22 protein-coding genes and 1 pseudogene are annotated in these 25,145 nt (G+C 63.8%); 10 read left to right on the top strand and 13 right to left on the bottom strand.

The genetic code is table 11. The features are described 5' to 3' along the window. Positions 1 to 12 precede the first annotated feature (12 nt). On the bottom strand, positions 13 to 420 hold the full coding sequence (locus VF34_RS21515) for a DoxX family protein (RefSeq protein WP_032364793.1): 408 nt from the start codon (positions 418 to 420) through the stop codon (positions 13 to 15). 140 nt (positions 421 to 560) lie between these two features. Between VF34_RS21515 and VF34_RS21520 the strand changes: the two genes are divergently transcribed. Beyond that, entirely contained in the window at positions 561 to 1,847 is a 1,287-nt protein-coding gene (locus VF34_RS21520) for a competence/damage-inducible protein A (RefSeq protein ID WP_032372997.1), read from the top strand. Between the two features lie 9 nt (positions 1,848 to 1,856). On the opposite strand, the gene VF34_RS21525 is transcribed toward VF34_RS21520, so the two are convergent. Together VF34_RS21525 and VF34_RS21530 are read right to left on the bottom strand one after the other, a co-directional pair. After that, entirely contained in the window at positions 1,857 to 2,612 is a 756-nt protein-coding gene (locus VF34_RS21525; RefSeq protein ID WP_045842024.1) for an alpha/beta fold hydrolase, read from the bottom strand. Positions 2,613 to 2,778: 166 nt separating this feature from the next. Next, the gene (locus VF34_RS21530; protein ID WP_045842025.1) at positions 2,779 to 3,474 is read right to left on the bottom strand and encodes an SDR family NAD(P)-dependent oxidoreductase; all 696 of its coding nucleotides are present in this window, start codon (positions 3,472 to 3,474) and stop codon (positions 2,779 to 2,781) included. Between the two features lie 101 nt (positions 3,475 to 3,575). On the opposite strand from VF34_RS21530, the gene VF34_RS21535 reads away from it, so the two are divergent. Next, the gene (locus VF34_RS21535) at positions 3,576 to 4,451 is read left to right on the top strand and encodes a helix-turn-helix transcriptional regulator (protein WP_032373000.1); all 876 of its coding nucleotides are present in this window, start codon (positions 3,576 to 3,578) and stop codon (positions 4,449 to 4,451) included. A gap of 31 nt (positions 4,452 to 4,482) precedes the next feature. Here VF34_RS21535 and VF34_RS24415 read toward each other — a convergent pair whose 3' ends face one another. Then, entirely contained in the window at positions 4,483 to 5,862 is a 1,380-nt protein-coding gene (locus VF34_RS24415; RefSeq protein WP_155289471.1) for an alpha/beta hydrolase, read from the bottom strand. 5 nt (positions 5,863 to 5,867) lie between these two features. After that, entirely contained in the window at positions 5,868 to 6,356 is a 489-nt protein-coding gene (locus VF34_RS21545; RefSeq protein ID WP_032373001.1) for a nucleoside deaminase, read from the bottom strand. Between the two features lie 167 nt (positions 6,357 to 6,523). Between VF34_RS21545 and VF34_RS21550 the strand changes: the two genes are divergently transcribed. From VF34_RS21550 to VF34_RS21580, 7 genes are all read left to right on the top strand, one after another. Beyond that, a complete protein-coding gene (locus tag VF34_RS21550) occupies positions 6,524 to 7,123 on the top strand; it encodes a sulfite oxidase-like oxidoreductase (RefSeq protein ID WP_032368838.1) in 600 nt (199 codons plus the stop codon). A 7-nt stretch (positions 7,124 to 7,130) separates the two neighbouring features. Continuing rightward, entirely contained in the window at positions 7,131 to 7,877 is a 747-nt protein-coding gene (locus tag VF34_RS21555) for a ferredoxin reductase (protein WP_371827987.1), read from the top strand. A 117-nt stretch (positions 7,878 to 7,994) separates the two neighbouring features. After that, positions 7,995 to 8,831 carry an alpha/beta fold hydrolase gene (locus VF34_RS21560; RefSeq protein WP_032368836.1) on the top strand — a complete coding sequence of 279 codons (837 nt, stop codon included), beginning with the start codon at positions 7,995 to 7,997 and terminating at the stop codon, positions 8,829 to 8,831. Positions 8,832 to 8,973: 142 nt separating this feature from the next. Beyond that, the gene (locus VF34_RS21565) at positions 8,974 to 12,087 is read left to right on the top strand and encodes an NAD-glutamate dehydrogenase domain-containing protein (protein WP_045842026.1); all 3,114 of its coding nucleotides are present in this window, start codon (positions 8,974 to 8,976) and stop codon (positions 12,085 to 12,087) included. Between the two features lie 78 nt (positions 12,088 to 12,165). Further along, positions 12,166 to 13,050 carry a universal stress protein gene (locus VF34_RS21570; RefSeq protein WP_032383907.1) on the top strand — a complete coding sequence of 295 codons (885 nt, stop codon included), beginning with the start codon at positions 12,166 to 12,168 and terminating at the stop codon, positions 13,048 to 13,050. A gap of 23 nt (positions 13,051 to 13,073) precedes the next feature. Then, on the top strand, positions 13,074 to 14,627 hold the full coding sequence (locus VF34_RS21575) for an APC family permease (protein WP_045842122.1): 1,554 nt from the start codon (positions 13,074 to 13,076) through the stop codon (positions 14,625 to 14,627). Positions 14,628 to 15,003: 376 nt separating this feature from the next. After that, positions 15,004 to 16,167: an epoxide hydrolase family protein gene (locus tag VF34_RS21580; RefSeq protein ID WP_032383906.1), complete on the top strand. Its 1,164-nt coding sequence runs from the start codon at positions 15,004 to 15,006 to the stop codon at positions 16,165 to 16,167. A gap of 27 nt (positions 16,168 to 16,194) precedes the next feature. On the opposite strand, the pseudogene VF34_RS21585 reads toward VF34_RS21580, so the two are convergent. The 5 genes and pseudogenes from VF34_RS21585 to VF34_RS21605 form a co-directional block, all read right to left on the bottom strand. After that, positions 16,195 to 18,626, bottom strand: a pseudogene (locus VF34_RS21585) (ABC transporter). A gap of 348 nt (positions 18,627 to 18,974) precedes the next feature. Further along, entirely contained in the window at positions 18,975 to 19,838 is an 864-nt protein-coding gene (locus VF34_RS21590) for a MerR family transcriptional regulator (RefSeq protein WP_032401206.1), read from the bottom strand. Positions 19,839 to 20,067: 229 nt separating this feature from the next. Continuing rightward, positions 20,068 to 20,583, bottom strand: coding sequence for a hypothetical protein (locus VF34_RS21595; protein WP_032401205.1), 516 nt, complete (start codon positions 20,581 to 20,583; stop codon positions 20,068 to 20,070). A gap of 78 nt (positions 20,584 to 20,661) precedes the next feature. Further along, a complete protein-coding gene (locus VF34_RS21600) occupies positions 20,662 to 21,414 on the bottom strand; it encodes a hypothetical protein (protein WP_045842027.1) in 753 nt (250 codons plus the stop codon). A gap of 129 nt (positions 21,415 to 21,543) precedes the next feature. Further along, the gene (locus tag VF34_RS21605; protein ID WP_032383901.1) at positions 21,544 to 21,723 is read right to left on the bottom strand and encodes a hypothetical protein; all 180 of its coding nucleotides are present in this window, start codon (positions 21,721 to 21,723) and stop codon (positions 21,544 to 21,546) included. Here VF34_RS21605 and VF34_RS21610 point away from each other — a divergent pair. Next, positions 21,722 to 22,393: a hypothetical protein gene (locus VF34_RS21610; RefSeq protein WP_052053753.1), complete on the top strand. Its 672-nt coding sequence runs from the start codon at positions 21,722 to 21,724 to the stop codon at positions 22,391 to 22,393. The two genes, VF34_RS21605 and VF34_RS21610, sit on opposite strands and share 2 nt — an antisense overlap. A gap of 193 nt (positions 22,394 to 22,586) precedes the next feature. Here VF34_RS21610 and VF34_RS21615 read toward each other — a convergent pair whose 3' ends face one another. The 3 genes from VF34_RS21615 to VF34_RS21625 all read right to left on the bottom strand — a co-directional run bounded on the left by VF34_RS21615 (position 22,587) and on the right by VF34_RS21625 (position 25,132). After that, positions 22,587 to 23,642, bottom strand: coding sequence for a hypothetical protein (locus VF34_RS21615; protein WP_045842028.1), 1,056 nt, complete (start codon positions 23,640 to 23,642; stop codon positions 22,587 to 22,589). Next, positions 23,639 to 23,956 carry a hypothetical protein gene (locus VF34_RS24420; protein WP_155288765.1) on the bottom strand — a complete coding sequence of 106 codons (318 nt, stop codon included), beginning with the start codon at positions 23,954 to 23,956 and terminating at the stop codon, positions 23,639 to 23,641. The genes VF34_RS21615 and VF34_RS24420 overlap by 4 nt, the downstream gene beginning before the upstream one ends. Before the next feature lie 390 nt (positions 23,957 to 24,346). Continuing rightward, the gene (locus tag VF34_RS21625) at positions 24,347 to 25,132 is read right to left on the bottom strand and encodes a hypothetical protein (RefSeq protein ID WP_155288764.1); all 786 of its coding nucleotides are present in this window, start codon (positions 25,130 to 25,132) and stop codon (positions 24,347 to 24,349) included. Positions 25,133 to 25,145 lie beyond the last annotated feature (13 nt).

A 25,145-nucleotide genomic window follows, 5' to 3' on the forward strand; every position in this document is an offset into this window, starting at 1 on the left:
GGCGGCGTCTCGCTACCGCACTATCGGCATGACCTGACGCACCTTCGGATCCCGTAGGTACAGCGCACCCCATGCAAGAATCCCGACGTAGACCGCGAACAGGACCGTGCTGAAGAGCGGCTTGTCGACCCGCCAGTTGGTGAGAACGGCACCACCGAGATAGCCGGTCAGGAGAACGGCACCCAGAAATGCGGTGCGCGGCACCACGTACAGCACCAAGCACACCAGTAGCACGACGCCGATGACGGGCGTCATCTCGTCGCGCAGCCCCAATTCCACCGTCGCGTCTTTCACCTGCTGCACATTCAGCAATTTGCCGACGATATCGAAGATCAGAAACAGCGCCAGCAGGCCGGTGAGGACCCAGCCGACGCGCGCAGCGGTACGTGACGTGGTTGCAGGAGTGGTCGTCGTGGTCATGATGTTCTCCGATGTTCGAGATGCACGATGTCGCCGGTATCGACTGCCGTCGGTACGGAAACTCACCGCGGCCCCGGATTCGGTGTCGATCGAACCACCGTCACGAGTCCACTCGAACCCGGTGACAGTAAAGTCGAAGAATGTCAGTGCGAGCAGGTGTTGTGGTCACGGGAACCGAGGTTCTTTCGGGTCGGGTGTCCGACAGGAACGGCCCATGGGTCGCCCAACGTCTCTTGGAACTGGGCGTCGACGTCGCCCACATCACCGTGTGCGGGGACAGGCCCGATGATCTCACCGCACAACTTCGCTTCCTCGCCGATCAGCGTATGGACCTCATCGTCACCACTGGCGGGTTGGGGCCGACCGCCGACGATCTCACGGTCGCGACCGTTGCCGCGCTGTACGGTCGAGAACTTCGGCTCGACGTCGAACTCGAGGAGCGCATCAACACAATCGTTCAGCGTTGGCGGAGTCGCCTGAGTTCCTCGCCCGATTCGGAGCCCCTTCTCGCGGGCATCCGCAAACAAGCCATGGTTCCGGAAGGCGCGCAGTCCATTTCGCCGACCGGCACTGCTCCCGGCGTCGCGATACCAGCGAGTGACTCCGGGATGCTGCCTGCGGTTCTGATTCTGCCGGGCCCACCGCGCGAACTACAGGCCATGTGGCCCGAAGCTGTCCAGACAGCGCCGGTCTCGCGAGTGTTGGCCAGGAGTACCGCGGTTCGCCAGGACACCATCCGCGCGTACGGTCTGTCGGAGGCCGACCTCGCGGCGACCTTACGAACAGCGGAGCGCGAGGTAGCGGGATTCGGCGACCTCGAGATCACCACCTGCCTGCGTCTCGGTGAACTCGAAATGGTGACGCGCTATCCAGAATCAGCGGCGGCCGCATACTCCGACGTCGCAGCACTTATCGAGAAACACTATCGCTCACAGGTCTTTTCGACCGACGGATCCACTATCGACGACATCGTGGCGCGTCGCTTGACGGGCCGTCGCATCGCAACGGCAGAATCGTGCACGGGCGGCATGATCGCCGCGCGTCTCACCGACCGTGCCGGGTCGTCGGCATATGTGATCGGCGCGGTGGTGTCGTACGCAAACGAAGCGAAGACCGAGCTTCTCGGTGTTCCAGCCGAGGTCATCGAGCAGCACGGAGCCGTGAGCGAACCGGTGGCTGCACTGATGGCGGAGGGCGCGTTGAACCGGGTGAGCGTCGACATCGCTGTCTCGACCAGTGGCATCGCGGGCCCCGGCGGCGGCACCGAACTCAAGCCCGTCGGCACCGTATGCTTCGCGATTGCCGTCCGCGATCAGCCGACCGTCACCCGGACACTTCGACTGCCCGGTGACAGGGCAAGTGTGCGTTCGCTTTCCACCACCGCAGCGATGCACATGCTCGCCGACGCCCTGGAGCCGACGGCCTGATTCTTGTGGTCAACGACCGACGATGGACTCCTCGATCGTCTTCGCCACCAGTGCCGCATCGTCGATCATCGGCACATGGCCGACGTTTGCCAGCGGGACGAAATGCGCCCCGGGTAGCCTCTGACGGGCCGCAGGGACGAAATGTTCGGGCGGGAAGATGCGGTCTCCACTCGACCACGCCACGGTGACGGGGCATGGCATTTCGGTGAACGGTGCCACGCTCTCGCGGGTGTTCAACAGGTCGTGAGCCGCATCGCATCCGACGAGGTCTTCGAATGATGCGGCAGCCTGCTGGTGCGTCATCTGCTTGCCGCGCAACGCAATATCACGCATGGCGAGCTGGCGAACGAACCCGAACCTCATCAGCGGCGGCATCAGTGAGCTGGTGGCGTCGGCCAGCTTCTTGGTTCGGATCAACGTCGCCCGACTTTTACCCGGATCGGCGTCGGGCTCCCAGAAACCGGCGGGCGAGAGCGCGCACACCGAACGGGCCCGGCCTCTGCGAGCGAGCTCGATACCCATCCACCCTCCCATCGAATTGCCCGCGATGTGCACGGTGTCGAGACCACGATCATCGAGCAGCTGCTGTGTCACATCGGTCAGAGCACCGATGCTCGCGTGATCGAGACGACGTCCACCGCGATGACCCGCTGCGGTCGGGACGAGGAGGTCGTAGTTCCTCGCGAGCAGTGGTGCGACGGTGTCCCACGCTCGAGCCGACATCGTCACTCCGTGCAGCAACAGAAGTGGAGGTTTGGTGCTCATCGTTCTTCTCATTTCCTGAGGTGGCACGTCTGTCGGCGCAGTCGTCCGAACACCGGTGAACTGCCTGAGCCCGACAGGCTACGTCACCCGGGTACCGGATTCCGTGCACTCGAAGCGATCGCGGCACGGGAGAACCGCCCAGACGGTGCAATCACCGATAACCGGCTCACCAGCTGACGGTTCCGTGGCGGTCGATGAACCGCCCGGATCCGTGGCCGGGCCCTTCGGTGGCGAGCTGCACGATGGCGTCGGTCCCCTCGGTGACGGTCTGCGGCCCGCTGTTTCCGTTGAATTCGGTTGCGGTGTAGCCCGGATCGGCGGCATTGATGCGAATGTCGCTCAGGCCCTTGGCATACTGCGTCGTCAACATCGTGACAGCCGACTTCGAAGCGGTGTAGGCCGGAGCAATCACGCTGGATTCGACGCGAGACGAATCGTGTGTCGCCGCGAACGAACCCATTCCACTGCTGACGTTGACGATGACGGGATCGGTGGAGCGGCGCAGTAGTGGAAGGAATGCTGTTGTGGTGCGGACGATTCCGAGGACGTTGACATCGAGTACCGACTGCACATCCTCGGCGGTCAGTTCTTCGACGGCGCTGTGCGGTCCGGGAATGCCCGCGTTGTTGATCAGTACGTCGACAACCCCCTCCTGCCGTTCCACGTCCGCCGCTGCCGATGCGACGGATTCGGCATCGGTGACGTCGATCCGAACGAACCGAGCACCCAACGCTGCTGCGGCATTCCTACCCCGCTCGGCGTCACGTGCTCCGAGGATCACGGTGTGGCCCTGATCGATCAGTCGGCGCGCGGTTTCGTAACCGAGGCCCTTGTTTGCTCCGGTGATGAATGTGATGGTCATGCCCCCAGTGTTCAGGTCGACCGGCGCGTGTTCCAGGCACGCCTGGACGGTAGGACAATCGGTACCACCCTCACACCCGCTCGAAGAGTGACAATGGAGTCGTGACCTCGACAACGGACGGACTCGGCGCGACGATCAGATCGTGGCGTGATCGACTCTCACCCGATGCTGTCGGACTGACGACCGGACGATCTCGACGGGCCACGGGGCTCCGACGCGAAGACCTCGCCGATCTCGCGGGCATTTCCGTGGACTACGTCGTGCGGCTCGAACAGGGACGAGCGACGACACCGTCGGTGCAGGTGGTGTCGTCCTTGGCGCGGGCTCTTCAGCTGACTCTTCCCGAGCGAGACCATCTCTACCGCTTGGCCGGCCACATTCCGCCGGTCGACGGGACTATCTCCGACCACATCCCGCCTGGGGTCAGGCGGGTTGTCGGCCGACTCTACGAGGGTGCGGTTGCCGTCTTCGCCGCCGATTGGCAACTGCTCTGGTGGAACCGGAGTTGGGCTGCGCTGGTCGGTGATCCGTCGACCGTCTCGTACTCCAAGAGAAACTTCGCTCGTGACTGTTTCCCCGTCGGCACGGATGCACCCGGAATGTCCGCATGGCCGGTGACGCCGTCCGGCGGCGACGGGTCGGTCCGCGCGGCAGTCGTTTCAGACCTTCGGCGGGCCACCGGGCGGTTTCCCCGAGACTCGAGACTGAGAGGTCTGATCGAAGAATTACGCACCGGCAGTACAGAATTCGAGTCTCTGTGGTCGGTCGGTGCTGTCGGTTCACATCGCGAGGATCACAAAGTGGTCCACCATCCGACCGTCGGACCGATCACCGTCGACTGCGACGTACTCACCGACGGAGACGCGGAGCTGAAAATCGTCATCATGACAGCCGCCCCCGGATCGGAAGACGAAACGAAACTCCGGTTGGCCGCCGTTTCCGGGTCCGTCGACCAGCTGCGGTTGCCAGTGCAGTAGCGGCCAGTCGAGTGCGTCAGCGACTGCTCTGCTATCCGACGATGCCGCGGAGGAACTCGATCCTGAGCCGGTTGTACTCCTCGGTCCACTGCGAGCCCGTGGTCATGAACGCATGCGGGAGGGCCGCCTCGTTCTTGCTGTACAGATTCAAGCGATTGGCAACGCCCATTCTGTCCAGCTTCGCGCTCAGTTCGGCCGCCTGATCGGGGAACGTGCCGGTGTTTCCGTCGGCGATGAAGCTCGGCGGGAAGTCGGAGGTGGCGTTCTTCGTGACGTTTGCGCGCGCCAGCCAATCGGCATCGGTGGTGTCGAGGTAGCTGCGCGCACCTATGTCATACAGAAAGCCGTTCGACGGACTCGGAGATTGCGGCGAGCCGGCCCGCCCCACATCGAGGACTGCACTGTCGAACACCAAGGCCTTCAGAGCGCTTCGATCCATCGTGGGTTCGATGCCCAGCGCACGTGCGTAGTCGGGGTTGGTCCGAACATTGGCGTAGCTACCCACGATCTGACCACCCGCGCTGCTTCCGGCGAGCACGACGCGGCTCATGTCCAAGCCGTATCGGTCGGCGTTCGTTTCCAAGAACTGTAGAGCCTCACCCAGCTGGATCGTCTGTGTGGGAAAACGGTATTCCGGTGCGAAGGCATAATTCACCGACACCAGGTTGAAACCGGCAACGAGTACGGGGCCCGCCCCCGACGCGAAGTACGGGTTGTCCGTCCCGAGTTCGGAATCACCGTCTGCCTTGTCCCCCGCTATCCATCCCCCGCCGTGCACCATGACGTACGTGGGACGGCTGACCGACGGATCGTTGTCGGCGATGTAGATGTCGAGAAACGAATTGGGAAGCGTCGAGCCGTATTCGATGTCACTGGTGCGACCTGCCCCGTTCGCTACCGACGTCGCTGTCGGCCCGGCAGGAGCGAAAGAATTGCTGTCCCCCAGGGCCTGCAGCGCTCGAACCAGCGGTGCCGGACTGGCGGCCGTAATGATCGTCACTGCGGAAACCACCAACGCAATCGAGGCCGCGAGGCCGGCCGGTACGGCGAGAATCACCCGGCGAGTGCTACCCGAGGAGCCCGCCCACGCCGATCCGAGCAGAAAGAACCCGAGCGCAGTCCCCGCAGTTGCGCTCACGACCCACAGCGCGTGAAAGGGCGTCACCAACCAGGCGACCTGAGCGACCACGGTCACTGCACCGAGCGAAGTTCCTACGGCTACATGCTTTCTGGCATCGGACGCGACGAGACAGGTGGCCACGACGGCCACGACGACGACCCAGAATCCCACCGCGAACTGCTGACGGATCAGAAGACACTGGAGCCACGCGAGTGCAACACCGATACCACCGGTCATCACGAGTGCCGTTGTCGACGTTCTCGTTCGGCGGCCTTCGCCGATTTCGCTCACCTTCGCTACGCCGTGGACGTGTGACGTTGCCTGTGCAACTCACGGACAGCGTCGCTGAACTCGGCGACCGGCCCGTCGACCACTGCTCCCGGCACGACCTGTGTGATGGTGAGCGGCGTGATCGCGAGCGGCGCAGCACCGAATTCTTCCAGCCACGTGAGCAATTGGGCTGTCGAGGTGGCGTAGACGATACGTCCGAGCCCAACGATTCCGTGGCTCGCCGCGCACATCGCACAGTGCTCACCGGAGGTGTATACCGTCGACGATCGTCGCTCACTGGGGTTCAGATTGGTCGCAGCCCACCGTGACAGAGCGATCTCGGGGTGCTGGGTGGGATCGTGTCGATCGCCGACGCGATTGCGGTCCTCCGCAAGCGCTTCACCGCTACCCGACACCAGCACCGAACCGAACGGATCGTTGCCCGTACGCACTGCGGCCGCCGCCAGATCCACAGCACGCGCCAGAAATGCACGGTCGTCGGCGGAAATACTCATGCCGCACCACATGGTGCGTCGACGATAGAAGTGTCCACACCTCGACCGTACCGGTACGAAGCACAGCGAACTCCACATCGATCCCGCGCGCTCCCGCCGAAACGCAGGTAGCCGACACCGTCACCCGACTTGTCAGACTCCCGACAACGAGCGCACAATTCTTCACCATGGCACTGATCTCGAAGGGCTTCGTGGGCCGACGGCGCGGCGACGACGGGCGCACTCCCCCCGGTCAGTATCTGACCAAGGACTTTCCCGTCCTCGCGATCGGGCCTGCGCCCGTGGTCGCGACCGACGCCTGGTCGTTCTCGGTCACCACCGAACGGGGCGACACCCGCAGTTGGACCTGGGACGAATTCGCGGCACTTCCACACGAGACTCCGACCGTCGACATTCACTGCGTCACCAAGTGGTCGAAGCTCGACACCACATGGAAGGGCGTGAGCCTGGACGTTCTGCTGGACGGTCTCGACACCGATGCCGGGTACGTCGTGGTGCACGGCTTCGACGGTTACACCACCAATCTCCCCCTCGAAGACCTCCGGGACGGGAAGGCCTGGCTGGTCACCGAGTTCGACGGCGCTCCCCTGACTCGCGAACACGGCGGTCCCGCAAGGCTTCTCGTTCCGCATCTGTATTTCTGGAAATCGGCGAAGTGGATCTCGCGCATCGAGCTCACCCTGGAGAACGAACAAGGTTTCTGGGAGCGCGGTGGGTACCACGACTACGGCGACCCGTGGCGCGAGCAGCGCTACCAGGGCGACTGACGTGGCTGTGACGGCCGGAGCGAAACCCTGGCTCGTCGCCACGGTGGCGGCCGTGCGGCGTGAGACACCCACTGCGTCCACCCTTGTTCTCGACGTCGACGGTTGGCCCGGCCATCTCGCCGGGCAGCACGTGGACGTCAAGCTCACTGCCGAGGACGGCTACAGCGCACAGCGCAGCTACTCCTTGGCCTCGGCACCCGACGGCACGTCGCGCGTCGAGATATCGGTCCAGAACGTCGCGGACGGCGAGGTGTCGCCCTACTTGGTCGAGTCGGTCGAGGTCGGCGATCGCATCGAAATTCGAGGGCCGGTGGGCCGATGGTTCGTCTGGCGGCCGTCCCAACCGTCGGAGACCCCGTCTCCCCCGGTTCTGTTGGTGGGTGGCGGTTCCGGCATCGTCCCGCTCCGCGCCATGGTTCGCGCACAGGCGTCCGCGACGGGCGGACGGGTGCCCTTCCGGGTGCTGTACTCCGTGCGCGAACCCGCGGAGGTCTATTTCGCGGACGAGTGGGCTCACCCTCCGGCGGGAGTGGACGTCACGATGATCCACACGCGGCGTGCTCCTGCCGGCAGCACACGGCCACTCGGTCGAATCACGCTGGAAGACATCGACGCTCACGGGTGGCCGGCGGAATTCGAGCCGAGATGTTACATCTGCGGGCCCACGAATTTCGTCGACACGGTCGCGGACATGTTGGTGGCGCGGGGACATTCGCCGGCGAACATCCGTACGGAGCGTTTCGGACCGAGCTGAGATTGGCCCTCGACTCAGCGCCGCTCCCGCGGTAAAGATGAACCATCCACATTTCGACGTTCTCAATGGGGTTCTTATCCATCCCCACTGGAGCCGGCTTCCCATACTGTCGGCACCATGACCATCGATCGAGTACCTGTACCCGGCGGAGATCTCGTCGTCGAAATACACACCGGCACCAGTGAGCCCGTCCTCGTGGTGCACGGCGTGTCCAGCCAACGCATGCTGTGGGGCTGGTTGCGGGCGGAGTCGCCGCACCTGACACTGGTCGCACCGGATCTGCGCGGCAGGGGTGACAGCGTCGAGGTCACGGGGCCGTCGTCGCTCGCTCGGCACGCAGACGACCTGGACGCCGTCATGGATGCCCTTGGACTCGACGCTGCGCACGTGTGCGGAATGTCCATGGGTGGATTCGTGGCAGTCGAGTTCGCGGCCCGGTATCCATCTCGAGTGAAGAGTCTCGTTCTCGTCGACGGAGGCGTTCCGGTGGCACCGCCCGACGGTCTCACCCGCGAGACCGTCGGAGCTGTGTTCGCGGACAGAATTGCTCGAACTCAGAAGCATTTCGACGCCGTCGACGAATACGTCGACTTCTTGGTGTCGACGTCGCTGCCGCTTCTCGACCCGGCGGATCCACTCCTGCGGACGTACGCCGAACACGATCTGGTCGACGGGTCGGTGCGGCTGTCGACCGAGGCAGTCGTCTCCGACGCCGAGGATGTGTTCTTCGGCGACTCACGGTTCCGAGAACTGACGATGCCGATTCGATTCCTGCACGCGCAGTGGAGCGTTGGGGAGAACTCGGCACCGATGTACTCGCCCGAAGACATCGATGCGCTCGACCTGACCTCGATCACCCCGATGATGGAACTGGACCATGCCGGCACGATCATGACCTCGGCCGGTGCCGCCGCCGTGGGAGCACGAATCGACGAGGCGCTGCGAAACGGGTGATGAAGCAGCACAAGGACCGGAATGGAGCGGTCGGGGGACTTCGGCTGTTCATTTCGTCAGCTGTGTCGTGCGTCTCGTTCAGCCAGACTTAGCCGACAGTGAGCGTCGCCTCACCCTCGTCGAGCATGGTCAGGAGAAACAAATGAGCAGTGCCGGTGCAGTCCGGGAGGACAGCGGTGTGCGGCTGCGGTTCATCGACACTGCGGACCAACAGATGCCCGTTGCCATCCTGGAGTGGCAGCGTCGCGCTCCACTTCTCGCCGATCTGGTCGCATTGTTCGCCGATCTCGGGCTGCGTGTGGCGAACCACGAGTTGTTGCCCTCGGGCGACGACAGCGACGCCTTCGTTCACAGATTCGGTTTCAGTACCGATGAAATCGATTGGTCCGCAGCAACTCCGAACCTGCTGCGGGCTGCATTCGAGGCCGCCGCATCGGGCGATCTCGAGGTCGATGGCTTCACTCGCCTCATCGCATCGGCGTCCATCCCGTTCACCGACGCCGTTCTCGTTCGCGCCGCAGCCCGCTATCTCAGCCAGGTAGGGCTGGAGCTGTCCGAACCCACTGTGGTCTCGATACTGCTGCGGCACAGCGACTTCGTCCGAGGATTCTGCGCACTCTTCCATGCACGATTCGATCCCGACGTGACCGACCGCGACAGGCTGTCGGCTGCCGCCGAGGGCATTCTCGACACCGCTGTCGAGCGCACCTCGGCACTCGACGAGGATCGCTTGTTACGAGGACTGCGTTCTTTCCTCTCGGCAGTGTTGCGCACCAATTGGTTTCAGCACGACCGCACGGTAGGCGCCCCACCCGCAGCGTTCAAGATCGACCCGGCACGATTGTCCCTCTCTGCGGCCGTCACCCCGTACCGCGAAATCTTCGTGCACTCGCCGATCGTCGAGGGGAGTCACGTTCGGAGCGGTGCGATATCTCGCGGGGGCCTGCGTCATTCGGACCGGCACGACGATTTCCGCACCGAAGTACTCGATCTGATGAAGACGCAACACGTCAAGAATTCACCGATCGTGCCGATGGGTGCCAAAGGCGCTTTCGTGGTTCGAACGGAGACGACTCCCGAAGGTGTCCGCAACGCCTACACCGATTTCATCGAGGCACTGCTCGATGTCACCGACAACGTCGTCGACGGCGGGGTGGTGGTGCATCCGACGCGCACGGTGATCCGCGACGGCGACGACCCGTATCTCGTCGTCGCCGCCGACAAGGGGACTGCGCGATTCTCCGATCTCGCCAACAGCATTGCAGTCCGCCGAGGCTTCTGGCTCGGGGATGCGTTAGCCTCGGGAGGCTCGGCGGGCTACGACCACAAGACCATGGGAATCACCGCACGCGGCGGGTGGCTGTCGGTACGACGCCACTTCGCCGAGAAGGGTATCGACGTCGATACCGATGCGTTCACGGTGGTCGGTATCGGAGACATGTCGGGTGATGTGTTCGGCAATGGCATGCTCCTGAGCCACGCCATCCGACTCGTCGGCGCGTTCGATCACCGGCACATCTTGCTCGATCCGAACCCGGACCCCGAGGTCTCGTACCGCGAACGGGAACGGCTGGCAGCGATCGCTGGAAGCAGCTGGGCAGATTACGACACCAGGGCACTGTCGCCGGGCGGTGCGGTGTGGCCCCGTTCGGTCAAGTCCATCGAACTGTCACCGCAGATGCAGGCACGACTCGGAATCGATGTCGGCTCCCTCTCCCCCAACGCACTCGTCGAGGCGCTGCTCACTGCCCCGGTGGATCTACTGTGGAACGGAGGGATCGGCACCTACGTCAAGGCCTCGACCGAGGGGCACTCCGACTCCGCCGATCCGGCCAACGATTCCGTTCGCGTCGACGCGTCCGAACTGCAGGCCCGGGTGGTGGGCGAGGGTGGCAATCTCGGCCTCACGCAGCGTGCTCGAATCGAATTCGCCCTTGCCGGGGGTTGCGTCAACGCCGACTTCATCGACAACGCCACGGGCGTCGCAACCTCCGATCGAGAGGTGAATCTGAAAATCGCGGTGGATGCGGCCGTCGCGGACGGCGAGCTGTCCGTCACCGAGCGCAACAGAGCGCTGTCCCAGGTTCAGGACGAGGTTGCCGAGTCGGTGCTTGCAGAGGCTGCATCGCAGACCCTGGCGATCAGCCTCGCCGAGGCCCACGCGCCGTTCCTGCTGGGCCGGCACGAACGGTTGATCGACAACCTCGAACGCGACGCGGGAATCAGTCGAGTCGCTGCGGTTCTTCCCTCGCCTGCCGAGTTGCGGGCTCGACATCGCTTGGGGCAGGGACTGGTTCGGCCCGAGATCGCGGTGCTGTTGGCGCAGTCGAAGAACCTGGTGGCTACCGAATTGCTCGCCTCTCCCCTACTGGACGACCCGGTGTTCGACGGGGTACTCGCCGGCTATTTTCCAGAATCGATCCGTGTCCTGGTTCCCCACCACATTCGCAGGCATCCACTGGCCCGGGAGATCGTGGCGGTCGTCGTGACCGGACACATGATCGACCGCGTCGGGCCCGGCATGATTCACCGGCTGGAGGAAAGGCTGGGCGTGAGCACTGCCGATATCGCGGTCGCGTACGCCGTCGTGCGCCAGGTTTTCGACATCGACCACCTGTGGGACGTCGTTGCCGATCTACCTGGAATCCCGCAGAGCACCAGGCTGGTTTTGCAGTTCGGTGTTCAGGATCTGATCGAGCGGACCACGTCGTGGTTGTTGCGGAACCGCGACGAACAAGCGACGCCTCTGGAGACGATCGAACACTTCACGCGGCCGGTACGTGAACTCCGAGCATCGTTGCCGGAGTTGACCGGCGATCTCGTCGTCGATCAGAACACACTTCTACTCCTCTCCGAGGCATTCGCATTGGAGACGACAACCCGGTCGCTCAACCGATCGATAGCGCACGTGGCGCAGACGTATCTCGAATTCGGCCGCGTCGTGGGTCTCGACCGGTTGGTGGAACGCGCCTCTGTCGCCTCCGGCGGAGCCGACTACTGGGACGCCATGGCAAGCGCGATTCTGGTCGATGCGATTCGTGAGCACTGGCACAACATGACCGAACAGGTCCTGTCCGAGGCGGTACACACCGAATCTGCTACCGACGCCGTTGCAGCGTGGCAGTCTGTGCACACCAATTCCGTCGAACGATTGGCCCAGATGGTCGGTGAACTCCACAGCGTGGAAGGGCTGAGCAATTCGCAAGTGTGCGTGGTGAGCGCAGAGCTGTCGCTCGCCCTGTCTCGGTGCCGATGATTCGCAGGAGCGAAGCCTGCGGAGTGACCATTTCAGCACTACCTCTACCTGTTCGATCGAAACGAAGGAGCCGTCCCCATGCGCTTGATAGTCGGTTATCTCGCCACCCCCAGCGGTAAGGACGGTCTTACCCTCGGGGTGCAGCTCGCCCGCAGCCTGGGTGCTCAACTCGACATCTGCATGGTTCTACCGCCGGACCGCACCGTTGCGTCCAGAGTCCCCGCCGAAACCGGTTACGAGGACGTCCTGGTCACACGAGCGCAAGGCTGGCTCGACGAGGCGAAATCGTTGGTGCCGTCCGACATCGAGGTCGCCGTGCACGCGAGTTTCAACGACTCGTTCGCCCAGGGACTGCTGGACGAGGTGGCTCGGCTGGGGGCCTCGGCCATCGTCGTGGGTGCGTCCGGAGACGGCCTGCTCGGACGGCATTCCGTCGGCTCGGTCTCGACCGAACTGCTGCATTCGGCACACGTGCCGCTTGCACTCGCGCCGCGCGGCACCCGGCACTCGTCCGCTCGGGAGATTCGTCAGGTGACCTGCGCACTCGGAACCAGGACGGGAGCGGATGTATTGCTGCGGACGGCGGTACGCACCTGCGAGAGAATGCACACTCCACTGCGGCTCGTGTCCCTGGTTGCGCTCGACCCCCGCAACGATCTTCGCGATGCCCGGGACAGCTACGACAGCGCGCGTGACCGTGCCGTCGCGCACGCACGTGCCCTCGTGGACGAAGCGAAATCCACGTTGCCGGACGACTTTCCGATATCGGTGACCATCGCGGACGGATCGTCCGTCGAGTCTGCGGTGCGGACGCTCGACTGGCAGGACGGCGACCTCGTCATGGTCGGCTCCAGCCGCCTTGCCCAACCGCGCCGACTCTTTCTCGGTTCGACGGCCGCGAAGATGCTTCGCGTCCTGCCCGTTCCCATGGTGGTCGTCCCCAAGCAGGAGTTCGAATCATGAATTCGTCGACGGAAGGCTCGAATATGGGCAAGAACGCAAGCGGGCCCTCGCCCACTGCCGGTGAAGTCAGCGCCAAGGGGCTGGCGACAGGCACAGTCGGCACCTTCTCGGGTGCGATACTCGGAATCTCCTCTGTCGCACCGGGTTACACTCTGACGGCAAGCATCGGTCTGATCGTCGCGGCCGTAGGTCTGAAAATGCCGGCAATCCTGATCGCGGGCTTCGTTCCGATGTTTCTCACCGCTTATGCCTACCGCGAGCTGAACTCCGAGTCTCCCGATTGCGGCGCGTCGTTCACGTGGTCGACCAAAGCATTCGGACCTTACGTCGGATGGATGTGCGGTTGGGGCATGGTGATTGCGACGATCATCGTGTTGTCCAACCTTGCGGCCATCGCGGTGCAGTTCTTCTATCTGTTCATAGCGAAGTTGTTCGACACACCGTCGATCGCCGATCTACCGGGCAACAAGTTCGTCAATGTCGGTACGACGCTGGTGTTCATCGCAGCGGCCACCTGGATCGCCAGCAGAGGCATCACCACGAGCGAAAAGCTGCAGATCGTCACGGTCGGCTTTCAGATGGTGCTTCTCGTCGTCTTCGCCGTCGTTGCGCTGATTCATGTCGGAGCAGGAGACGTCCCGGGCGAGGTCACTTTCGACTTGGACTGGTTCAACCCGTTCACCGGCGTGGCCGTCGGTGCGTTCGTCATCGGACTCACGGGATCCATCTTCGCTTTCTGGGGTTGGGATACGTGCCTGACGCTCGGCGAGGAATCCAAGAAACCCAAGACGACGCCCGGCCGCGCCGGGTTGCTCTGCGTGGCAACCATTCTGCTCACCTACCTACTCGTCGCGGTGGCCGCCATGATGTACGCAGGGGTAGGCGAGGACGGCCTGGGCCTGGGTAACCCGGACAACGCCGAGAACGTCTTCGGCTCTCTGGCCGACCCGGTGCTCGGCAAATGGGGCGGGCTGCTGCTGTTCCTGGCCGTGCTGGTGTCCTCACTGGCGAGTTTGCAGACCACGTTCCTTCCGGCTGCGCGAACGATGCTGGCGATGGGTTCCTACGGTGCCTTCCCCAAGAAGTTCGCCGAAGTGTCACCTCGCTTCCTGGTGCCTTCCTACGCAACCGTCGTCGCAGGGGCCATCACCGCAGGGTTCTACACAGTGGTCACATTCCTGTCCGAGCGCACTCTGATCGACACCATCGCGGCCCTGGGCATCATGATCTGCTGGTATTACGGCATCACGGCTTTTGCCTGCATCTGGTATTTCCGCGGCAGGCTGTTCGACAGCGTCCGTAACACCGTCTTCCGCTTCCTGTTTCCACTTCTCGGTGGCCTCATGCTGCTCGCCGTTTTCGTCATATCACTCGGCGAGAGCATGAATCCCGACAACGCCAGCGGAGCCTCGATCGGCGGCATCGGACTCGTGTTCTTCCTCGGCTTCGGCATCCTCGTCCTCGGTGCTGTGCTGATGATCGTCATGAGGTTTCGCCATCCCGCATTCTTCGAGGGCAAAACCCTCGACCGCAACACCTCCGCGTTGCGAGACGAAAGCGATCTGGCGGGCAGATAACCGAGGCCCGAGAAGCTCGTGACTGCTTCGTGACGTACCGCAGCCTGTCGTGAGTGTTCGCACGACGACGTCGACGCCGAGGACGGCGGGATTGCTCGGCAGCTGCGGTTCCGCGTCCCGCCGGCACAGCGGTGGCGCTGCTCGACGACGAATGCGGCACGAAGTTCCCGACGGGACAACTTATCTGACCGACCATCCGATTGGCCCCTATCGCCGAGCTGGATGGCCGAGGACTTCGACCCCTTCGGTATCGAATCGTTCGGTAGTGGCCGAAGCTCTGTAGCGACGAAATTGGCTCCGGCACAGCGGCGGACATGACCACTTGCCCCCACCGACTCACCTGACCGCGGCCACATCAGGACGTAGACTCCCCTTCATGACGCGTCCCGAACCATTCGTTTCGACGACTATTGCTGCGGCGCTGGATGACCTGAGAACACGACTTCGCGCAACACGGTGGCCGGACAGTCCTGCCGATGCTGGGTGGTCACTCGGTGTCGACGTCGGTTACCTTCGTGAACTCGTCGAATACTGGTCCAACGAATTCGACTGGGGAGCGCAGGAGTCTGCCCTGTCGAAGCATCCTCGATTCCGGGTCGAAGTCGGCGATCTGGGCATCCACTTCGTGCACGCGCGGGCAGTGGCACCTGTGGGCCCGGTTCTTCCCGTGGTTCTCAGCCATGGATGGCCGGACTCGTTCTGGCGCTACTCGAAAGTGGTGTCGCTGCTGACCGATCCGGGCGCACACGGTGCCGACCCCGCCGATGCATTCGACGTCATCGTGCCCGACATGCCGGGCTACGGCTATTCGGATACACCGGCAGGCACCCCTTTGAATTCGATTGCGGTCGCTGGTCTTTGGGCCGAGCTGATGCACATTCTGGGGTACACCCGTTATGGGGCTGCCGGAGGCGACATCGGCAGCGCCGTGAGCCGGTACCTCGCACTCGATCACCCCGACTCTGTCGTGGCCGTCCATCGTATGGATGCGGGACTGCCCGTGTTCACCGGCGACCGCGCCGAACTGTCACCGCAGGAGCAGGACTTTCTCGACAGGTCCGCCGCGTGGGGCAGTACAGAGGGTGCATACGCTGCGATGCACCGCACGAAACCGCAGACCGCTGCCGTCGGGTTGACCGACTCCCCGGCCGGGTTGGCCGCATGGATCGTCGAGAAGCTGCGAGGGTGGACCGACGGCGACGGTGACATCGAGCGTAATTTCACCAAGGACGAGATCCTCACGAACGTCACCCTCTACTGGCTCACCGAGACCATCGGCTCGTCGATGCGTATGTACAACGCCAACGCGTCCATTCCCTCGGAGCAGCACGCCCGCCGCGTCGAGGTGCCGTCAGGGTTCTCGTTCTTTTCGGGTGACCTCTTCACGAATCCGCCCCGCGCGTGGCTCGACCGCGTCGCGAATGTCGTTCGTGTAAAAGAACTTCCGCGCGGTGGGCACTTCGCGCCGTTCGTGGAGCCCGAGCTGTACGCGCAAGAATTGCGCGACTTCTTCCGACCGTATCGTGCAGCCCTTGCGTAGAGCGCCCCTGCAAGATGAAGCGCCAGTTCAGGATTGGAGTCGGCGGGCCAGATATGATCCCGTTCTGCTGTTCGGGGACACCGCCACTTCGGCGGGAGTGCCGGTGGCGACCACGGTGCCCCCGTTGTCGCCGCCGCCGGGACCGAGGTCGATGACCCAGTCTGCGGAGGCTACGGCATCCAGGTCGTGTTCGACCATCACCACGGTGTTGCCCGCGTCGACGAGCAGGTGCAATTGACGCATGAGCAGGGCGACATCGGAGGGGTGCAGCCCTGCTGTCGGTTCGTCCAGTAGGTAGAGGGCAGTGCCGCGGCGAGTGCGCTGCAATTCGGTGGCAATTTTGATGCGCTGCGCTTCTCCGCCGCTCAACTCGGTCGCGGGTTGACCGAGCCGAAGGTAGCCCAGCCCGATATCGCGCAAAGTCTCCAGACTGCGGGATGCTCCCGTGACATCGGCGAAGAACATCGCAGCCTCGTCAACCGACATGCCCAATACCTGGGCAATTGTATTGTCGCGCCAGGTGATTCGAGAGTTTCCGGGGTGAACCGGGCACCGTGGCAGGTGGGGCACGGGCCATAGGTGCCGGGAAGGAACAACAGCTCCACCTCGACGAAACCGTCGCCCTGGCACGTGGGGCATCGTCCGTCGGCGACGTTGAAGGAGAACCGTCCGGGTGCCCATCCTCGAGCCTTGGCCTCATCGGTGGCGGCAAACAGTTTGCGGACGATGTCGAACATTCCGACGTAGGTGGCCAGTGTCGATCGTGGAGTGCGGCCGATGGGACGCTGATCCACCCGGACCAGTCGGGTGAACGTCTCGATTCCGGAGACCTCGGCCACGTCGACTTCGATCTGCGCGTCATCGTCCTCGTCTGCCGCGGTCTCGAGGCGGTGGCGCGCCACCTCGAACAAGACCTGGCTGACGAGCGTCGACTTCCCAGAACCCGACACACCCGTCACCGCCGTCAGCACCCCGTGTGGGAACTTCGCCGTCAACTCGCGCAGATTGTGCCGGGTTACTCCGGTCAGAGTCAGCCATCCGTCGGTGGGCCGCGGCTCACGCTGCAGAGATTCCCCTCGCCCGAAGAGATGCTTGCTGGTTACCGACTCCTCGATCTCTTCCAAGCCGTCGACGGGGCCGCTGTACAGAACCCGGCCGCCGCCCTCGCCCGCCGCGGGCCCGATATCGACCACCCAGTCGGCACGGCGGACCACATCCATGTCATGTTCGACGACGAAAAGAGAGTTGCCCGACGCCTTCAGCTGGTCCAGAACGTCGAGCAGTGGCTCGGCATCCGCGGGATGCAGCCCCGCGGAGGGTTCGTCCAACACGTACACCACCCCGAAGAGACCGGAACGGAGCTGAGTGGCGATCCGCAACCGCTGCGTCTCGCCAGGCGACAGAGTCGTCGAGTTTCGCCCGAGCGCCAGATAGCCCAAACCCAACTCGAGCAACACGTCGATTCTGGCCAGCAGGTCGGCGGTGATGCGCACCGCCACTTCAGCGGCCTCCCCCGACTGTTCGGATACCGGGCGCAGTACTGCGGCAAGTTCTGTCAGCGATAGCGCATTGATCTCGGCGATCGAGTGGCCGGCGATGGTGACGTCCAGCGCATCTTCGCGCAGTCCACTGCCGGAGCACTTCGGGCAGCGGACGGTTTCGGTGAACTGCAGCGCGCGGTCCCGCATGCGCTCGCTGTTCGAGTCCGCCAGAACGTGCATCACGTGACTCCGGGCGCTCCAGAACTTGCCCTCGTAACTGTGGTCGACGCGGCCTTCTTCGGGCTCGATGAACACCTTGGGGTGCTCCTCGGTGAACAGAAGCCAGTCTCGGTCCTTCTTCTTCAGCGTGCGCCACGGCGCGTCGATGTCGATACCCATGCCGCTGACGATGCTGCGCAGATTCGCGCCCTGCCAGGCGCCCGGCCACGCCGCGATCGCTCCCTCCCGAATGCTCAAAGAGGGGTCGGGAACGAGCAGTTCCGTTGTCACATCGTGGAAGTCGCCCAACCCACCGCATCGTGGGCAGGCACCGGCGACGGTATTCGGTGAGAACGCTTCGGCCGCGAGCAGCGGAGCACCGTCAGGATAGGTACCGGCCCGCGAATACAGCATGCGCAGCAGGTTGGACATCGTGGTGATGGTGCCGACGCTCGAGCGTGAACTGGGCGAACCCCGGCGTTGCTGCAACGCAACGGCCGGTGGAAGGCCGGTGATGGAGGCGACATGGGGTGCGCCCACCTGCTGAAGCAGTCGCCGCGCGTAGGGGGCAACAGACTCGAAGTAGCGTCGCTGCGCTTCGGCGTACAACGTGCTGAAAGCCAGTGACGACTTCCCGGACCCCGAGACCCCTGTGAACGCGACGAAGGCATTGCGGGGTATGTCGACATCGACCGCTGCCAGGTTGTGCTCGGTAGCACCGCGCACTCGGACATACCCGTCCCACGTTGAGTCCGTCACCGACCGAGCCTAACTGGTCCCTATCGGATCAGAACGATATTCTGGACGTTAGTTCCGCAGTGCAATTGTTTTGCAAATCAATGGCAAGGGACTGTCTTTTCATTTCACTTGTGACCGCACACAGTGCCTGTATAGAACTGCTCGGCACACCGACAGTTCGCGGCACACGCGTTGTCGACCCGCGAGCCATCGGCGGGACGCGCTGCGTCGAAGCCCTCGCCTACTCGACGGTGCGCGAGGCACCACGTAATGCCTACGGCAGCAGCCGAAGTCCAGCACATTCTGGCCAAGCTCCGACCTGAGCAGGGACTGTGCCCCGGATCGAACTCGACCCGACACTCCGGAGACTCATGTCGTGCCGGATCCGTCGAGTTCCAGGGCCAGTTCCATGCATCGCAGTCGTGCAGGGGAAAAGTCGTAGGGCATCATCCGGACGGTCTCGGCAAGGCTTGTCGACCCGCACGCCGAACCGGCGTCGGCGGGCGGGGGGTGCAACTCGTCCCACGCGTCGAATCGGCCGTCGTCTGCTTGCGCCAGGCCGGAGCTGTCGATGACCGTGCGAAGTGCGGTCTCGAAGGCGTGCCGTTCCGCAGCCACCTCTGCCACGCGAGGGTCGTCGACGGCTACCGTGTCGTCGAGCGCCTCTTCGGCGGCGTCGACTCGGTCAGAAGCCTCCCGCAGGTCCGGGCGGGCGGCCAGGGCGATGAACCGCGACGCCTGGACGGACGCGCCGAGCTCGCCGAAGATCCGCTCGGTCACGAGCAGGGTGTCCAGGTCGTCCTGGCGCAGGGCCCCCTCGCGCAGGCCTGCGAGGCGGTCGCCCACGACATCGGAGAGCAGGCCCAGCCTGCTCCCCCGAGCTCGCATGCGCTGCACAGCTTTCCGTTGCTGCTCGAGTTCGGCCTGCCTGGCAACGAGGGACCCTTCGAGCCGATCAAGGATGCGCGCGACGTCGCTGTCGGCGGTACCGGGCGCATCCGACAAGGCGTCGCGGATATCGTCGAGAGCAATGCCGGCCTCGGCCATCCGGCGGATCCACAACAGCCGGATCATCTCGTCGTAGCCATAGCGGCGGCGGTCGTCGCTCCCCCGCTCGGGCTCCGGGATCAGGCCGATCTGGTGGTAGTGACGGATCGCTCGCGGCGTGGTGCCGACGAACGCCGCGGCACCCCCAATCGTGACCTGGCGCGGCGGGGCGAAAGACGAGAACATGTGTTGCTGCCTTCCTCGGTGGGCGGGATACGTCCACTGCACCACATGACGCTACGGAAGGTGCAAGCCCGCGCCTGATGTGACGTCGCATAAGGCGACGGTTTTCAGAAGCATTCGATTATCCGGGCCCTCCAGGGGGGGGTGACGAAGCTGAACGCCGAAGTGACGCTTCGTATTCGAGTCGACTCGGGACCCGGAGATTTCCGTGCGTCCGACGACTGTGGCGTCGTCAGGCCACCGTGAAGCGCACAGTGTTGCCGGCCGGATCGAGCAAAGTCGTGTTGAGTGGGGCATCAGTCGTCACCGTCAAACCTGCTCTACCGGAACCGATATCGATCGCTATCTGCTTGCTCCATTCGCCGCCTTCCGGGGGCACAAAACCGATTGCGGCGGAGTTCAGGTGCACCATCCACGAGCCCCCGGTTGGCTTGGCACCGCTGTACGGGTCGGCCCAGGGTGCATCGAAGTTGTTCATGTTCACGAACACGGTGAGTGGACAATCGTTGGTGAAGAATGTCCGCCAGGTCAACGTGACCACCGCGATGCCCGGCCGATCGTGCGGCGTGTACACGTCGCCGCCCACCTCGCCTGCGCACGGTAAAGACATCTCTCGTCCGAGCGAAATGTTGTACGGAAATGGCGTGAACTCCTGATGGTGAGCTGACGCCACCCCGGGAATGCCCAGAAGCGCAGCCGCGAGGGCAGCACCGACAACGGTGGTTCGCACGGTCCAAGTTCGAGTCACGAAAAGGACATTACGGTAAAGCCGTTCGTGGGGCCGGGTATCGGTCTCGTGCTGTTTCCTCGACCGGCAACCCCTCACCTACGGGCAAGCGGGTAGCGGGTTGACGGTGTCGGTATCCCAGGTGAGTCTTTGCGTGACAGGCACGGGCAGCGCCTCGAGCTCGGCGTTCGTGAGCAGTGCGTCGATGCACGAGGTCGACGCCCCGACGTAGGTCGTCATCAAGTCGATGTCCGTTGCCACGCACCATGCCTGATCATCCGGCCACCACAGGTGGGCGCTCATTACAGAGGGAAACCGAGCACTGGCACCGAACTGGGTGTCGGCGAGATCGATACCGCCCGCGAAGAGCACCATATTTCGAGACGGCATCGGCAGTCGAAGTTCATTCGACGGCACGTCGATATACCCAGATCCTTCCCAGTGCCCGAACCAGCACTGCGCCGGCGCCTGTGTGAAGCGTCGAAGTGTGTCTGCCAACGCCCGGGTGGTGCCTACCGGCAACGAACCTTGCATCGGGGAATCGTGCCAAACGCCCTCCTGCTCGCTGGCTTGCCAGCTGCCCACGATGGAACCCCACTCCATCGCCGGGTGCGCAATCCGGCCGTTGGCTCGGGCAACCGCCGACCAGGTGACCGGTTCGTCGTCGATGCTCCTCGCCGGATGGAAGATTCGCGCGTACGACGGGAAGATACGCAGAATCAGCGCGGCCACACCGCTGCCGAACTTTCCGATTCCTTCGAGGAGCCACGCCCCAGCGTCGACGTCGGCGGCCTCGCGTAGCCCTCGTTCGTCCCAGTCCTGGGAATCGGTCGACTTCGGATTCCACGCCATGGGCCCACTAGATCACACGAAGCCGCCTGTCCGGTCAGAACGGAGTGGCCCAAGTCGATTCCCGCATCGCCGTGGTGAGACGACGGCAGATTCATGTGCCCCGAAACGAAAGATCCGTCGACTTCATACCTACCGATCTCGAGAGGTCTGCGCGCCCGAGCGACCGGGCAACAACGATCGCCCACCGGTGCTCTCGTACCGCGCGGTCTGGCAGCGAAGCGTGAGCACGCATGCGAACAGACCGGACGGCATGCCGGAACGCCATCCGACCTTGCGCACCGCATCGGTCCGCGGGAGAGTGACGATCATGAACGACACACCCGCATCCGGCCCACCCCCACCGCGTTTTCGCGGCGTGCCCATCAACGAAATCCCGGCCGTAGTACCTCTGAGATTGATTCTGGCCGAAACGGACAGGATCGGTGCGTGGCTGAGCGGTGCACGGATCTACAGCACTTGCATGACCTTCTCGGTCGAAGCCAGTGTCCGAGAATCCGATCGTTTGCTGGGTATGTACGGGTTCGGTAGACCGGAGTCGAATCACACGCCGCCGATGCTCCTCGGTTTCGAGGACGTCGACGGAACCGTCTCCACAAACCTGCCCGGCAGACGAACGGGATTGAGTCCCAACGGCGGTGGTGGGAACCGCCTGCACAGTCGAAGCGGCCTCATTTTGACGCCCGTTCCGCCAGCCGGTCCTTTGCATGTGTATTTTGCGTGGCCCCACTTCGGGATCGACGAGACACGTCATATCGTGGATGCGAGCGAATTCCATTCGACGACATCCGAAGTGAGAAAATTGTGGGACGAGGTCGATCCGGACACGGGCACCCAGTTCGACCTCGATGACAGGACGACTCCCGAGATCGAGATTCCACCAGGCGGGTGGTTCCAGGCGGCCTTCGAACGCCAGAAGCCACCTCCGCGCGACCCCAATGCGCCGCGTCGTATCAACTACGCGATCAAGAGTGACGACTGAGCGGCAAAGCCTTCAGGACCAACGAGAACTACCAACGTATCGCGATGCTCGACCCCATCGAAATAGCCGCTCACCGCACAACCACCCGAGTACGAAGGCTGTTCGTGTGTGGTGGCCGCTTGACGAATTGCCGCCGTGGCCTGGCCGGGGTCGTGTCGACATCCGGCTCGCCGCTGCGTAGTTCGTTGATTCGTCACCTCCCTGCCCAAGGCGCCCGTACGTCGCCGATACGTCCGTAGGCAACCATCTCGGTCCAGAATGCGCACAGGCCGGACGCCCATTGCTCGGCCGTGAGCGGAAAAATTGGCGGGTGGTGTCCGTACTGCTCGACCCACGTGCGGTCAGTCGGCGGTACACGCAGTTCAGGCTCGGTCGGGATGGGTACGTCTGCGTCGTAGAGTGCGGGGCTACCGGTGAGTTGGTAGACCAGCGTTGCAATCCGGCCTTCGAGGTCGAGTGAGAGCGGCACGAAGCGGGTGTCCACCACGCCGCGGATACAGAGTCTGTCGGCAAGCACAGTGAACGTGTCGAGGGTGCCGGGGTCGGCGTTGCGGCTGTCGACACGGACTCGCCATCTACCGTCGGGAGTCGTCCTGGGGTCGAGATAATCGGCGGTCGCCGCGTACGGACCGAATTTCGAGAGATGTTGTTGCAGAGGTACATTGACCGCGCTGGGTGCGAGTTTGCGAACAGTGTTCTCGTTCGGGCCGTCGATCCGAGACCAGTCGAAGTTGTCGGGCGCGAGCATGGGCGCGGCGGTGCGGTCGAGGATTAACCCGAACCGGAACGACGCCGCCCTCGAGGCCGTCGGTTCGCGAGCGTCTCTGTATTCGTAGGCGTAGTCGGCCCACCGATCGCCGAGCGCGGCACGGACCCAGCCCTCCGCTTCGGTCACCGGAATCGCTGCATTCGGAGAACCGATCGTCCGCAGCGGAGGTTCCGTCGGCGACAGGCGTCGACCGACAACACGCACCCGTACGAAGACCGGTCCGGTCTCAGGTACGAATGTGCCGAGATCGTCGGAGTACGGGTGAAAGCTGCATGCAACGACAACGCGGGTCGTCTCGTCCCGCGATGCCGGTCCCTGAAGACGCTCGTCGGGGCCCAGGCGGTCACCGGAACGGCCCCGCGAAGTCACCAGCAGGTCAATGTGATTGCGCAGTCTCGTGATCACATCGGGATGGTTGCAACGAACCAATTGCGCCACCGTGTGAACTTCCTCGGCCTGCGAGGCGGTGAGATCAGTCATGGTCGACCTCCGTTGTGACAGTGCTGGAAATCGCGCACCAATTCCGGGTGGCACCCACGCAGTAACAAGCCGGTGAACGTGAGCCCGTCGTCGGCGAGCCAGTGCCAACTCTCCCGCGGCCACGTCGCGGCCTCGGCGCGTACATCCGCAACGGTCGTCACGCCGGTGTCGCTGTGCCGCAGGATCACCGAGTCGTCGTCCCAATCGATGGATGATGCATGAGCATCGAGAGGATTGTGCGCAGCGATGATCTCGAAGTCGGCGTCGATCTCGAACGCCTCGTGCTGAACCCGCCTTCGAAACGCACTGTCCACAGCGTGTCCTGCGTCAATGACGCCGCGAACCACGGACCATTGTCGCCCTCGGCCTGCACCAGCAGCGCCGACACAGCGCCCACTACGCCGACGTGTCGCCGCATCACCGGCGCGGTGACGATCGCCAGACCGTCGTCGACGAGCACGACCGGCGCACCATCGAGACCAAGGGGCTCCGCCAAAGTGGTGGGCAACCCGAAGTGTTCGTTGTATTCACCGGACAACAACTCGTCGAGTAAAGGACCTGTCGCGCGTCGCGCTATTGCCCACCGGTCTCGTCGGTCGATCGCATCGACGAGTTGACCGACAAGGGCGATGAAGCCTCCCCGTCCGGTGCCGTAGCCCAGACGGTTCGGCGTCACAGCACGACCTCCCAGTACGACGCCGGCCTCATACCGAACCATCGTCCGCATCGAGCGAGCAATGATCACCGGAACGAGTACCCTCGGCCCCGACGGTGCCCGCCCCCTCGGGGGAGCGTACATACCACCCACCGGACTCCCCGGCAGCCATCGGTGCCACAACTCCCGCCCAACCCACACACCTTGCGGCGGTGAGTATGTCGCGTTCTGTACCCGGACGTTCGGCCGGAAAGTCGCGCCACGTCGCCACGAGTGTCTGTACGGATTCGAGCACGGTGATCTCGGAGCCGCTGTTCGGGTGCGCGGACGGTGCGGCGGGGACATCACTCCACAGGTGCGCGCCGACGGCGGGATGGACGAACCCGTCGGCGATGCGCGCCGACATCATCCTGCTGTGCGCCCGCGCGCCCGCCGCATATACGCCGTCTCCACGATCAGTACCGAGACCGAAGAACAAGTCCTCGGCAAGTCGATACTGCTCCTCGTTGATGCGTGATCCATCCGCGACGCGTGTGTCACCGGATCTGAATCGTGTGAATCGGGAAAGCACCCCCGCCACCACAGCCGCGGTGTCGGGTTGGATCAGCGGCGGAACCACTGTCAGATCACCGTGGACAGCCGACAGGTATCCCATGCACGCAATCGGGAATCTGGCCCAGTCGCTCTCCCCCACCGCCACCGCCGACGCGGTGAAGACGAAGTCGTCGAACAGATCTCGGTGGAACGGCGGCAAACGCCGCATCGAATCTGCAGCGGCCAGCGACACACCGTCGTACACGAACTGTTCGAGGGTTCGACCCTCGACTTCCTGCAACCACATATGAAAG

The organism is Rhodococcus sp. PML026 (assembly GCF_000963615.1).
Taxonomy (GTDB): Bacteria; Actinomycetota; Actinomycetes; order Mycobacteriales; family Mycobacteriaceae; genus Rhodococcoides; species Rhodococcoides fascians.